General features: G+C 51.9%; 2 tRNA genes and 1 rRNA gene. All 3 read right to left on the bottom strand.

The window, feature by feature from the left end:
* Positions 1-224: 224 nt before the first annotated feature.
* Positions 225-301, bottom strand: a tRNA-Ala gene (locus K3G39_RS20430).
* Between the two features lie 13 nt (positions 302-314).
* Positions 315-391 (bottom strand) — tRNA-Ile (locus tag K3G39_RS20425).
* A 164-nt stretch (positions 392-555) separates the two neighbouring features.
* Positions 556-647, bottom strand: a 16S ribosomal RNA gene (locus K3G39_RS20420); the annotation flags it as partial.

The raw sequence follows: 647 nt of genomic DNA, 5'->3' as shown, positions 1-647 counted from the left end.
GATCTTACGATCGCCGGCCCGCTTCTTGGGCTGCACTAGAATTACTTCCAGGCAGTCTTACCTTATTTAATGTCTTTGTTTTTCTCTCTCCCATCATGTCAAAGAACTTCTCCTAAAGTGATGCGTCCCGTATTGCTCAAACCATTGCTGGCTGCGCCGTTCTGAACGTATTCCTTTAAGGTAGTAGTAAGAACCTGTCGTTCCTACTGTGGTGTTGTTAAGCGTGGTGGAGAATAACGGAGTCGAACCGTTGACCTCCTGCGTGCAAAGCAGGCGCTCTAGCCAGCTGAGCTAATCCCCCTTGGTTGAATAAGTGGTGGGCCTGCGTGGACTCGAACCACGGACCTCTACATTATCAGTGTAGCGCTCTAACCACCTGAGCTACAAGCCCCCGTGGCTGCAAGCACCTGGGAACGCCGTTTATGCCGCACCTTGCTTTCAGTATCCGTAAGTTTTGAGAAGGAATGCTGAGACAGTAGAAAGAAAAGCGATAAGTGCGATCCGCGCAGACGTTCCACCAGCGCCTTCCGGGAAAAGGCCAGGGGTCGACCCTAGAAAGGAGGTGATCCAGCCGCACCTTCCGGTACGGCTACCTTGTTACGACTTAGCCCCAGTTACCAGTTTTACCCTAGACGGCTCCTTTGATG

It is taken from the genome of Pontibacter sp. HSC-14F20, from assembly GCF_019599265.1.
GTDB lineage: Bacteria > Bacteroidota > Bacteroidia > Cytophagales > Hymenobacteraceae > Pontibacter.
Note: the sequence above shows the minus strand (reverse complement) of the source record. Positions and strands in the feature narration are given on the sequence as shown.